General features: G+C 33.5%; 15 protein-coding genes. All 15 read right to left on the bottom strand.

All coding sequences use genetic code 11. The features are described 5' to 3' along the window. Positions 1-18: 18 nt before the first annotated feature. Complete coding sequence (gene murA / locus FC55_RS03110) at positions 19-1,344, bottom strand: UDP-N-acetylglucosamine 1-carboxyvinyltransferase (protein ID WP_003699949.1); 1,326 nt, start codon at positions 1,342-1,344, stop codon at positions 19-21. Between the two features lie 19 nt (positions 1,345-1,363). Next, entirely contained in the window at positions 1,364-1,579 is a 216-nt protein-coding gene (locus FC55_RS03105; RefSeq protein WP_223656965.1) for a DUF1146 family protein, read from the bottom strand. 150 nt (positions 1,580-1,729) lie between these two features. Further along, a complete protein-coding gene (locus FC55_RS03100) occupies positions 1,730-2,149 on the bottom strand; it encodes a F0F1 ATP synthase subunit epsilon (RefSeq protein WP_003699947.1) in 420 nt (139 codons plus the stop codon). A 14-nt stretch (positions 2,150-2,163) separates the two neighbouring features. Then, positions 2,164-3,570, bottom strand: a complete 1,407-nt coding sequence (atpD, locus tag FC55_RS03095) for a F0F1 ATP synthase subunit beta (protein ID WP_003699945.1) — start codon at positions 3,568-3,570, stop codon at positions 2,164-2,166. A gap of 24 nt (positions 3,571-3,594) precedes the next feature. Beyond that, a complete protein-coding gene (locus FC55_RS03090) occupies positions 3,595-4,524 on the bottom strand; it encodes a F0F1 ATP synthase subunit gamma (protein ID WP_003699944.1) in 930 nt (309 codons plus the stop codon). A gap of 19 nt (positions 4,525-4,543) precedes the next feature. After that, positions 4,544-6,055, bottom strand: coding sequence for a F0F1 ATP synthase subunit alpha (gene atpA / locus FC55_RS03085; protein ID WP_003699942.1), 1,512 nt, complete (start codon positions 6,053-6,055; stop codon positions 4,544-4,546). A 20-nt stretch (positions 6,056-6,075) separates the two neighbouring features. Then, positions 6,076-6,618: an ATP synthase F1 subunit delta gene (gene atpH / locus FC55_RS03080; protein WP_003699940.1), complete on the bottom strand. Its 543-nt coding sequence runs from the start codon at positions 6,616-6,618 to the stop codon at positions 6,076-6,078. Next, positions 6,605-7,132 carry a F0F1 ATP synthase subunit B gene (gene atpF, locus FC55_RS03075; RefSeq protein ID WP_003699938.1) on the bottom strand — a complete coding sequence of 176 codons (528 nt, stop codon included), beginning with the start codon at positions 7,130-7,132 and terminating at the stop codon, positions 6,605-6,607. The genes atpH and atpF overlap by 14 nt, the downstream gene beginning before the upstream one ends. 52 nt (positions 7,133-7,184) lie before the next feature. Then, complete coding sequence (gene atpE, locus FC55_RS03070; RefSeq protein WP_003699937.1) at positions 7,185-7,409, bottom strand: F0F1 ATP synthase subunit C; 225 nt, start codon at positions 7,407-7,409, stop codon at positions 7,185-7,187. An 18-nt stretch (positions 7,410-7,427) separates the two neighbouring features. Then, on the bottom strand, positions 7,428-8,141 hold the full coding sequence (gene atpB / locus FC55_RS03065) for a F0F1 ATP synthase subunit A (protein ID WP_003699936.1): 714 nt from the start codon (positions 8,139-8,141) through the stop codon (positions 7,428-7,430). Positions 8,142-8,371: 230 nt separating this feature from the next. Then, positions 8,372-9,001 (bottom strand): uracil phosphoribosyltransferase, encoded by a 630-nt coding sequence (gene upp, locus FC55_RS03060; RefSeq protein WP_003699935.1) that lies wholly within the window; start codon positions 8,999-9,001, stop codon positions 8,372-8,374. A gap of 93 nt (positions 9,002-9,094) precedes the next feature. After that, positions 9,095-10,105: an L-threonylcarbamoyladenylate synthase gene (locus FC55_RS03055; protein WP_003699933.1), complete on the bottom strand. Its 1,011-nt coding sequence runs from the start codon at positions 10,103-10,105 to the stop codon at positions 9,095-9,097. Positions 10,106-10,122: 17 nt separating this feature from the next. Continuing rightward, positions 10,123-10,962 (bottom strand): peptide chain release factor N(5)-glutamine methyltransferase, encoded by an 840-nt coding sequence (gene prmC / locus FC55_RS03050; RefSeq protein ID WP_003699932.1) that lies wholly within the window; start codon positions 10,960-10,962, stop codon positions 10,123-10,125. Further along, entirely contained in the window at positions 10,955-12,037 is a 1,083-nt protein-coding gene (gene prfA / locus FC55_RS03045) for a peptide chain release factor 1 (protein ID WP_003699930.1), read from the bottom strand. Before prfA ends, prmC begins: the two co-directional genes overlap by 8 nt. Continuing rightward, entirely contained in the window at positions 12,030-12,635 is a 606-nt protein-coding gene (locus FC55_RS03040) for a thymidine kinase (RefSeq protein ID WP_003699928.1), read from the bottom strand. The genes prfA and FC55_RS03040 overlap by 8 nt, the downstream gene beginning before the upstream one ends. Positions 12,636-12,740: the final 105 nt, after the last annotated feature.

The following is a 12,740-nucleotide window of genomic DNA, read 5'->3' as shown; positions in this document are numbered from 1 at the left end:
AACGGATTAAGAACTTAGTTATTGTAAGTTATTGACGTTTTTTAATTTTTCCTTTTTTATTTCAAATGATCTATCAGTAATATCATCAATTCTCTTAATATCAGCACCTAAAGAAGCTAATTTTTGATGGAAATGATAATATCCTCTGTCAAGATACTTTAGATTAGTAACTTGAGTAATATTTTTCGCAACTAATCCTGCTAAAACTAACGCAGCTGCAGCCCTTAAATCAGTAGCAGCTACCTCGGCACCATTGAAATCAGTTGGCCCATGAAGAACTACCGAATTCCCTTCTACTTTAAAATCAGCATTCATTCTTCTCAATTCTTCTAAATGCATGAATCTATTTTCAAACACAGTTTCAGTTAAAATACTTGTTCCCTCAGCAGCTAGTTGCAAAATTGAAATTTGTGGTTGCATATCCGTAGGAAAACCCGGATGAGGTAAAGTTTTAACTGTAGTTGGTTTCAATTTTTCAGGTCCTATTATTCGAATGCCTTCATTTTCTTCGATAACTTTTACACCCATTTCCTCTAGTTTAGAAATCAATGGGATATTATGTTCTGCAATTGCTTCTTTAATTAAAACATTTCCTTGGGTTAAAGCACTAGCAACCATAAATGTTCCAGCTTCTATTCTATCTTGAATAATAGCATGTTCAGTTCCGTGTAAACTTTCTACACCTATAATTTTGATTTTTTCAGTACCCGCTCCGTAAACTTTAGCTCCCATCTTATTTAAAACATTAGCCAAATCTACAATTTCTGGCTCTCTTGCAACATTTTCAATAATAGTTGTGCCCTTAGCTAGAGTAGCAGCCATCATAATATTTTGAGTAGCACCAACACTTGGAAAATCTAAATAAATATTTGCTCCCACCAATCTTCCATCGGTATGTGCATCTATGTAACCATTATGTTGCTCAATTTTAGCTCCTAACAATTCTAATCCTTTTAAATGTAAGTCTATTGGACGAGAACCTATAGCACATCCTCCAGGCATTGCTACTCTAGCTTTGCCTAATCGTGCTAATAATGGTCCTAACACAACAATCGATGCTCTCATTTTAGAAACATACTTGAATGGTGCATCATATGATAATTTACCAGTTGCGTCTATTTCAACTGATTTTTCATTTTCATCAAAGCCAACCTTAACGTTTAAAAATCTGATTACATTATTCATAGTATATACATCAGATAGCATTGGAACATTAGTTAGAATCGTTCTTCCTTCGCTGGGCAAGATTGCTGCAGCTAAGATAGGAAGAACTGCATTTTTAGCTCCTTCAATTTCTACTTCTCCTTCTAACTTATTTCCACCACGAACTACAATTTTTTCCATTACAATTCCTCACTCTGCATTACTTAATTAAAAATAGCAAATTGCGAATACTATCGATAAAACTTAAGAAGAATTCACTTGCTAAATACCCGATAGCTACAGAAAAAAGTACAAGTGCTAATCGGAATTTTCCTTGTTTTTCCTTACTAAAAAAATAATCTAGTCTTAATCCCTGAAAACTTATAAAAACGAGTGTTATGAAGAAAAAATGACTAATAATTGTAACTACTGCCATTAATCCTAAATACATATTAATATTATTCCTTTCTAAACTAATCGAACTCATAATAGCATAATTTATAAATTAAGTCATGATTTTTATAAAATTTTAAATTTTTCTACATAAAAAAGACAGTATCCAAAAAATACTGTCTTTCTATTATGATTAGTGTTTTGAAATGTTCAATCGATTTATAGCTCTACGTAGGGAAACTTCAGCTCTACGTAAATCAATGTCATTATTTTCGTTCTTAGCTTCTTCAATACGCTTTTCAGCACGTTGCTTAGCACGTTCCGCACGAGAAACATCAATAGTTTCTTTTCTTTCGGCAGCTGAAGCAACAACAGATAAAGTATTGTCTGAAAATTCCACAAATCCGCCACTAACAGCAATTTCATCAAAATTTTCATCATCAACTTTTACTCGAACTTCATCAATAGCTAAAGAAGCCAGCAATGGTAAGTGATTAGGCATTATACCTATTTCACCTACAGTAGTTTTACAAATAACTAAATCCGTAGTATTTTCATAAACACTTCCATCAGGAGTAACGACATTTATCGTCAATATAGATTTTTCATCCATCAGACGTTACCTCCTTAATTATTGCCAGCAAGTTTCTTAGCTTTTTCAACTACATCTTCGATTCCACCAACTAATCTGAAGGCTTCTTCAGGAAGATTATCATACTTACCTTCTAAAATTTCTTTAAATCCTTTTACTGTTTCTTCAACAGGAACATAAGAACCAGGGTTACCTGTAAATTGTTCAGCAACATGGAAATTTTGTGATAAGAAGAATTGTATACGACGTGCACGTGCAACAATAATCTTTTCTTCATCAGATAATTCATCCATACCTAAAATAGAAATGATATCTTGTAATTCACGATAACGTTGTAATACATGTTGCACTTCTGTAGCAACCTCATAATGTTCTTCACCAACAATTTCAGGTGTTAAAGCACTTGAAGTAGATGCTAATGGATCCACAGCTGGATAAATACCTTGTTGTGTTAAAGAACGTTCCAAGTTAGTTGTAGCATCCAAGTGAGCAAATGTTGTTGCAGGTGCAGGGTCAGTATAGTCATCAGCTGGAACATAAACAGCTTGAATAGAAGTTACAGAACCTTTCTTAGTAGAAGTAATACGTTCTTGTAATTGACCCATTTCAGTTGCAAGTGTTGGTTGATAACCAACGGCAGAAGGTATACGTCCCAACAAAGCCGAAACTTCAGAACCAGCTTGTGTGAAGCGGAAAATGTTATCAATAAATAATAACACATCTTGACCTTCAACATCACGGAAATATTCAGCTAATGTTAACCCTGTAAGAGCCACACGCATACGGGCTCCAGGTGGCTCATTCATTTGTCCGAATACCATGGCTGTTTTTTCCAAAACGCCAGATTCTTTCATTTCAAAGTATAAATCGTTACCTTCACGAGTACGTTCACCAACACCAGTAAATACTGAAATACCGTTATGTTCTTGAGCAATATTATGAATTAACTCTTGAATCAAAACAGTCTTACCAACACCGGCACCACCGAACAAACCAATTTTACCACCTTTAATATAAGGTGCTAAAAGGTCAATAACTTTTATACCTGTTTCAAGGATTTCAATCCCTGTACTCAATTGATCATATTTAGGAGCATCACGATGAATAGGATTACGTGGATGATCCTCATCAAATTCAGGCCCATTATCAATGGTATTTCCTAAAACGTTAAATACACGTCCAAGTGTATCTTTACCAACAGGAACACTAATAGATGCCCCTGTACCTTCAACTTCAGCTCCACGCTTTAAACCATCAGTGGAGTCCATAGCAACAGTACGCATAATACCGTCACCAAGCTCAAGTGCAACTTCGATAACTAATTCTGTACCGTCTTCACGTTTCACTTTCAAAGCATCGTCAATATCTGGTAATGATTCACTTAGAGGAAATTGAACATCAACAACGGGTCCGATAACTTGAACTACTTTACCAGAACTCATTAGTTTATTCCTCCCAATTTTTTACTATTCTAAGGCAGCCTGAGCACCTGTAATTTCTGTGATTTCAGTAGTAATAGCACTTTGACGAGCACGATTATACTGCAATTCTAATGAAGAAATAATATCCTTAGCATTATCAGATGCAGATTTCATTGCAGTAGAACTTGATGCATGTTCAGATGTTTTAGCATCAAGAATTGCACCATATACCAAAGATTCAGCATACTGTGGCAAAACTACTTCTAATATTGCATCTTCAGAAGGCTCAGTTTCGTATTCAATACTGTAGCCTTCATCGTTACTTGTTAAGTCATCATGTCCCATGTTTTCAGCTGAAACTGGTAACATTTTTTCAGCTCTAAATTCTGATGTTAATGTATTTACAAAATGACTGTAACAAACGAATAATTCATCATATACTTCTTTATCATACATACTTACAATTGCCTCTACTAAAGGTCTAGCATCTTTGTAAGTAGGAATATCACTTATTCCTCGGTACTCATAAGCAACGTTATAACCTCTCTTCTTAAAGAAATCTGCTCCAGTACCTCCAATAGCTATAATAGCTACATCTTCAGTACTATGATGATTATTTTCTATAAGTTCGAGAGTTTCTTTAATAACATTACTATTGTAACTTCCAACTAAACCACGGTCAGAAGTAATGACAACAATCCCTGTAGTTTTTACTGGACGCTGCCTTAACATTCCTAGAGTGTTTACCTTTCCATCACTATTTTTACTAGTAGTATTTACTGAATCTAGTAAATGTGATTTAGAAAGATGTGTTATAACACTGCGAATTTTGGTGGCATAAACTTGATAACTAGTCGCATGCTTTTGAATTTGACTAAGCTTAGCAGTTGAAACCATCTGCATCGCACTGGTAATTTGACTAGTTTTTTTAGTCGATTCAATTCGACGTTTAACTTCTTGTAGAGAAGCTGGCATTAGTTTTCACCAACCTTTCTTATTTTTCGCTAGCTTGGAATGTAGCTGCATATTCTTTGATTGCAGCATCTAATTTTTCAGTTTCAGGTAGTTTACCTGTATTTGCTATTTCGTCAAGTAAATCTTTATGATTTGCATCAAAATAATCAAATAAACCATCTTGATATGGTAAAATATCATCAACTTTAACTGGATCTAAGAATCCGTGTGTTAATGCGTATAATATCAATACTTGTTTTTCAACAGGAAGTGGTTTATGAAGTGGTTGTTTTAGTACTTCAACTGTACGACGTCCACGATTCAATTTTGCTTGTGTTGCTTCATCTAAATCAGAACCAAATTGAGCAAATGATTCTAATTCACTATAAGATGCCAAGTCTGTACGTAAAGTACCAGCAACTTTCTTCATAGCTTTAACTTGTGCGTTACCACCAACACGTGAAACAGATGTACCAGCATCAATAGCTGGACGAATACCTGAATAGAAACGATCACTGTCTAAGAAAATCTGACCATCTGTGATAGAAATAACATTAGTTGGAATATAAGCAGAAACGTCCCCTGCTTTTGTTTCAATAAACGGCAATGCCGTCATTGATCCTCCACCTAATTCGTCACTTAACTTAGCAGCACGCTCTAATAAACGTGAATGTAAGTAGAAAACATCACCAGGATAAGCTTCACGACCAGGTGGTCTTCTTAGAATCAAAGATAATTCACGGTAAGCATCAGCTTGCTTTGAAAGATCATCATATACTATCAAAACATGCTTACCATTGAACATAAATTCTTCACCCATAGCAGCACCAGCATAAGGAGCTAGGTACAATAATGGTGCTGGTGATGATGGGCCAGCAGAAACAACAATTGTATAATCCATAGCACCAAATTTACGTAAAGTTTCTACAGATGTACGAACTGTTGAGTCCTTTTGACCAATAGCTACATAAATACAGATCATATCTTGATCTTTTTGATTTATGATTGTATCGATAGCAACTGATGTCTTACCAGTCTTTCTATCACCAATAACTAATTCACGTTGTCCACGACCAATTGGAACTAATGCATCAATAGCTTTCAAACCTGTTTGTAATGGTTCTGTAACTGATTGACGTTCCATAACACCTGGAGCTTTTCTTTCAACTGGACGTGTTTTATTTGTTTTAATTTCACCTAAACCATCAATAGGTTGTCCTAATGGGTTTACAACTCGACCAATTAGCTCTTCACCAACTGGAACTTCCATGATTCGACCTGTACGTTTAACAGTATCTCCTTCACGAATTCCTTTAAAAGAACCTAAAATAATGATACCTACATCATTAGATTCAAGGTTTTGAGCCATACCGTAAGTACCATCATCAAATTCAACCAATTCGCCAGCAAGCGCATTGTCTAAACCATTAGCACGAGCAATTCCGTCACCAACATAAGTAACAGTACCAACTTCATCAACAGTAAGCTCATCTTGATAATTTGCTAATTGTTGTTTAATCAGAGCACTGATTTCCTCAGCCTTAATGCTCATAAAAGTCTCACCTCTTTAAATCATTTTAATAATAGACGTTTAATGCGTGCAATTTTTGTTTTAATAGATCCATCATAGATGTAGCTTTCAGATTTCAAAATAACTCCACCTATAATCTCAGGATCGATAATAGGGTCAATAATGACTTTTTTTGCACCAACAACATTAGCAAATGAAGAGGCTAGTTTTTGTTTGCGTTCTTCATCTAATTCGATAGCAGTTATGACTGATGCACGCACTGTCTTTTCGAATTCGTCATTTAATCTGTCAAATTCATCAATAATGCCTTCTAAATTAGTAATTCTACCATAGTCATAGAGCATATCTAAAAGATTAGTCATTAACTTTGAAGAATCCTTCTTCAAAATTTCCATAATCTTTAATTTAGCTTCAGGACTAATTTGATTACTACTCATAAAGACTTTTAACTGTGGTTCATTCTGGAGTATCTTCTTATATTCTTGCAATTCAGAATGAAATTCATTCCTTATTTTCATTTCTTCAGCAAGTTCAAATAAGGCTTTTCCATAACGATGTACTATCGTTTCATTATCTAGTTTCATTTTGCTTTCCCAACCCTTCGATATATGAATCAACTAAGGCCTTTTGGTCATCAGCAGTTAGTTCTTTACGAATAATCTTCGAAGCAATTTCAATAGATAACTCTGCCACATCATTTTTTACACTATCTAATGCTTCTTGGCGTTCTTGTTGAATATCCTTCTTAGCATTAGCTTTCATTGTCTGAACTTCTTCATGTGCTGAACTTACAATATTAGCCTTTTGTTGTTCTCCATTTTTCTTTGCACGATCAATAATTTGAGAAGCTTCTGAACGAGAGTTTTTCAAAGCAAGATCTCGTTTTTCAACTAACTCTTCTGCTTTTTGACGCGCTTGTTCAGCAGAATCAATATCATTAGAGATTTTTGTTGCACGTTTTTCCATCATATCCGTGATAGGAGTCCATGCAAACTTTTTAACTAGAGCAAGCAAAATCAAGAACGTTACGATGTAGAAAATAAAATCTCCCCATGCAACACCTTGTTCAGTAGCACTTAGTAAAAATGTTGTGTTCATTACTATTGACACCTCCTCAATCCAATATTTGTTAAATTAATTAAATTGAGAATTATCCTTTTGCAACAAGCAAGAAAGAAACAACAATAGCTAAGATAGGTGTAGCTTCAACCAAACCAACACCAATGAACATATTACTACGTAATTGATTTGAAAGTTCTGGTTGACGAGCCATACCTTCCAACATTTTAGAAATAACAAGACTGTTACCAATAGCACCACCAATAGCAGCACCTGCAGCAGCTAAACCTGCACCAATTAATGCTAAAGCACTCATAATTAAAATCCTCCTCGATTACTCTTTTTCAACTTTTTGAGAGATGTATACCATTGTCAATGTGACAAAGACATAGGCTTGGATACTTCCGATAAAGACAGAGAATCCCTGCCATATAATTTCCAATGGAATTGCAGGTATATATGTTAATACACCTTTAGAGTTTGCCATATTGTAAATTAATTTTAGCAAAACTTCACCGGCATAAATATTACCATATAAACGCAATGCCAATGTTATAAAATTAGTAAATTGTTCAAAAATACTAATAGGTAATAATGCTGGCATTGGACTAAGGAATGTATTTTTAAAATATCCCTTAAAACCAAATTTCTTTACTCCTAAATAATGGGATAACACTAGTATCATAAATGCTAGAGTTAACGTTGTTAATGGAGAAGATGTGGGACTTTTCACATATTCAACTCCATTAAACGTAAGCTCTATTATTAATCCCAACTGATTAGAGATAAAGATGAAAACAAATAAGGTAAAGGCTAACAAACCAAACTGCTTTCCTTCTTCATCTGGTAAAGCATTCTTTATAATACCATTTGTAAAATCTACAACCCATTCTAAAACATTTTGTCTACCAACAGGTTTCATTTGAATTTTACGAGATAACCAAAATAATACTACGAATACTATTACCGCTGAAACTAATCCAGAAACAATATTACCAACATTAAAAGGAATTCCAAAAAACTCTACAATTTGAGTTCCTTCATTCACCAAGTCTCACCTCTTTTCAAATTTTGTCCAGTGAGCTTAAAACAACTGGTATGCATTCAAAGACGGGATAAATCTTCGAATACTAAAAAGATAATACCACCATTTTGATAAAATTACAAAAGTCAATTTGAGAAAAATAATACAAAAATGATGATTTATCGCATTTAAATTCAATAAATCATCATTTTAAAAGTAATTATTAATAATTAAAATACTAACAAACTAATTATTTACTTAGTACCAAATAATCTATCACCTGCGTCGCCTAATCCAGGAACAATATATCCGTCTTCATTTAGATATTCATCTAATGAAGCTGAATAAATATCTACATCTGGATGTGCTTCACGAAATGCTTTAACACCTTCTGGAGCAGCAACTAAGCAAACAAATTTTATAGATTTTGCACCACGCTTTTTGAGTGCATCAACAGCCATGATTGCTGAACCACCAGTTGCTAACATTGGATCAACAATTATCATTTCACGATTTTCTAAGTCATCTGGCATTTTCACAAAATATTCATGTGGTTGTAGTGTCTCTTCATCACGATACATGCCTATATGACCTACTTTAGCAGCTGGGATTAATTCCAAGATACCATCTACCATTCCAATACCAGCACGTAAAATTGGAACTACTACCACTTTTTTACCAGCTAGTCGTTTAGTAGTTGCTTTTGTAATTGGTGTTTCTACTTCTACATCTTCTAAAGGCATATCTCTAGAAACTTCATAAACCATTAATTCAGCTATTTCATTTACACATTGTCTAAATTCTCTTGTTCCACAATTTTTATCTCTAATAATTGATAATTTGTGTTGAATTAATGGATGATCTAATACTTGAAACTTTCCCATGTTTAACGCTCCCTTGATTTAATTAATATAATTTTCTCTACTAATTTTATATGATATCACATCTAATTTCTACCATATTAATAAATAATTACTCTATTTATTATAAAATTGATTACCGGCTGATTTTTTTAAACGATTCATATATGCTAAACCGACACCTTCTTCAGGAAACGCTTCGGCTAAAATATACTTAATCTGATTGTCATCATCAAAATATCTAAGCCCTGCAAAAAGATTCTTAGCTGCACTTTCTACATTTTCTCCCAATGAATAAGTTTTATTTTCTAAGGCTTTACTCAATACTTCATCATCAGCTAATATTCCTACCTGATTTTTATTTTCATTTGCCCACTGTAGTGCACTATTCCAATTATCTTTATTAACTATTAACACTTGTGCTGATGGAGCATAGTGCTTATATTTCATTCCCGGAGCTTTAGGTATTTCATTTTCTTTAACTTTATGTTTATCACTATATACTTCTTTACCTATGACTTTTTCAATTTCTTCTGCTGTTACTGCTCCTGGTCTTAAAATTGTTGGTATTTCTGTACTCATATCAATAATTGTTGACTCTACACCGACATCAGTAGGTCCATCATCTAAAATACCTGCAATTCTTCCCTCTAAATCATGATAAACGTGCTGAGCAGTCGTGGGACTTGGCTTTCCCGAAGAATTTGCTGAAGGGCCTACAATAGGATTACCTAATGCTGTTATCAAGTTTAATGTAGTTTCATTTTTAGGCATTCTAAACGCAGCAGTTTTCAAACCACCTGTTACTGTCTTAGATAAACTACCATCTTTTATTTTTAGTACAATTGTCAATGAACCCGGCCAGAATTTTTCTATTATCTTTTCTACCTCTTTACTTAACGATGGAACAAATCTTTTTACCATCTCTAGTGATGATACAGTCACAATCAAAGGATTATCTGATGGTCTTCCTTTAGCCAAATAAACCCTCTTTACTGCTTGTTCATTAGTAGCATCTGCTCCTAATCCATATACTGTTTCTGTTGGAAAAGCTACAAGTTCTCCTAGACGTAATTCTTTTGCAGCTTCATTAAACTCACTTGGTTTATAAATTTTTGTGATTAACAAAAAATCTCCTTCTTCCTCTAAATTTTTACACAGATCATTCTATCATTACCATTGATATCTTTCTTTAAAGTAATTTCCGAATTTGGAAAACTATCTTTAAAGATTTTTTTTACTGCCTTTCCCTGTAAAAATCCTATCTCCATATAGATTTTGCTACCTTGTTTAAGAAGTTTACCACTTTCATTTGCAATTCTTTCATATATTTCTAGTCCATTATTTTTTGCAAATAAAGCTTGATGAGGTTCATAATTCAAAACACTCTTGTCCATATAAATTTTTTCGTTTTCCGAAATATATGGTGGATTAGAAACAATGATATCTTTTTTTCCTTCAATTTTTTCAAATAAATCACTTGTAGAAAATGATACATCTAAATTTAAATTTTGAGCATTCTCTTTAGCTACTTTTAATGCAGGTTCAGAAATGTCAGATAAAAAAATATTCCAGTTACTTCGTATAGATTTTAGTGCTAATCCTATCGCTCCAGTTCCTGTACCAACATCTAAGACATCGTAGTTCTCATTTTTTGAATTATCATTTAAAATCCAATCCACAAGTTCTTCAGTTTCTGGGCGTGGTATTAATGTATCCTTCGTAACTTTTAGTCTCAAACCATAAAAATCCTGATAACCTATTAAATACTGTAGGGGATAATCTTGATTATACAATTCTATCTTTTCTTGTAGTTCTTGGTAATTTTTATCATCAATACGTGTCCGGTAATTCATCAACAATTGTGTTTTATTCCAACCCATTTGACCACATATTAAGTAATCTACATCTTCTAATGTACCACCATTTCCCTTTATACAAGAAAAAGCCCATTTCTGGACTTCAAAAAATGTTGGATTATTCATTTTCCAACTTCTCCATTGCTTTAGTTTGCTCAAATAAAATTAAAGCATCAATAACATCCTCTAACTCACCATTCATGATGCGGTCTAATTTATTTAATGATAAACCTATACGATGATCTGTAACTCTATTTTGAGGATAGTTATAAGTTCTAATTCTCTCAGATCTATCCCCTGTACCAACTGCAGATTTACGATTTGCATCATATTCGCTTTGTTCTTGTTGAGCGTAGTAGTCGTATACACGAGCTTTTAATATTTTCATTGCTTTTTCTCTGTTTTGTTGTTGAGAACGTTGATCTTGCATAGCAACGACTATACCTGTAGGTAAGTGAGTCATACGTACGGCAGAAGATGTTTTATTAATATGCTGTCCACCAGCACCGGATGAACGATAAACATCTACTCGGATATCTTTAGGATCTAGCTCAATTTCTACATCTTCTTCTTCAGGCATAACAACAACTGTCGCAGTTGATGTATGTACTCGTCCTGCAGATTCTGTTACTGGTATTCTTTGAACTCGGTGAGCACCACTTTCATATTTTAACTTAGACCATACACTATTACCGTTAATTATAAGTGCTATTTCCTTAAAGCCACCAACTTCTGTTACGTTCTTGTCAATGACTTCAATTGACCATCCTTGGCGTTCAGCATACTTGCTGTACATAGAAAATAAATCTGCAGCAAATAAACTAGCTTCATCACCACCAGCAGCCCCTCTAATTTCCATAATAATGTTCTTGTCATCATTAGGATCTTTAGGTAGTAATAAAATTTTAATTTCTTCTTCTAGCTTTACCTTCTCATCCTTAGCATTTGACAATTCTTCTTTCACTAAAGATGCCATTTCATCATCTAATCCATCACTTAGCATCTCTTCATCATCAGAAATTTGTTGTGTTACTTCTTTATATTTATTATATTTTTCAACAGTTTCTCTTAAGTCAGCCATTTCTTTAGATAACTTTGTAAAACGCTTTGTATCTGAAATTACATCGGGATCTGATAGAAGTTCACCTAATTCTTCATATCTATCTTCTAACATCTGCAATCTATCAAATAACTTATCCATTTATTTCTCCTTCATCTTTTTCTAAATTATTAATAGGTGGATTAAAATAATGTTTTCTACATACTGGATAATAAGATTCATTACCACCAATCATTATCTGTTCACCACTATATACCGGTTTAGAATCATGCATTCTTAAATTCATAATAGCCTTTTTATTACAAAACCAACAAATTGTCTTCATTTCTTCTATTTTGTCAGCATATAATAAAAGATATTTAGATCCTTCAAACAACTCATTCATAAAATCATTTTTTAACCCAAAAGTCATTACAGGAATATTCAGTTCATCTACAATCTGAGTTAATTCCAATACATGATGTTTTTCTAAAAATTGTGCCTCATCAACTAAAATACAGGCAGGCTCTAAAGAAGATTGTTCTACTAGATCTTTAATATTAGTTTCACTAACAACTGGAATAGCTTTTCTTTTCAAACCTATACGACTAGAAACATAACCATAACCATCGCGATTATCCAAACCACTTGTCATGATAATAACATTTTTCCCTTGTTCTTCATAATTATGTGCAACTTTAAGGATTTCGATTGTCTTACCACTATTCATCGCTCCATAGCGAAAAAAAAGTTGAGCCACAAAAAATCACTCCATTGAATAAAATTTCCTAGTCTAGTATAGATTATTTCATAGACTAAAAACAAGCCTATATCATGCTTTTTTATAATTAATAATTATGATCAA

Source organism: Ligilactobacillus salivarius DSM 20555 = ATCC 11741 (assembly GCF_001435955.1).
Lineage (GTDB): Bacteria > Bacillota > Bacilli > Lactobacillales > Lactobacillaceae > Ligilactobacillus > Ligilactobacillus salivarius.
This window is presented reverse-complemented; position numbering and strand designations above follow the sequence as displayed.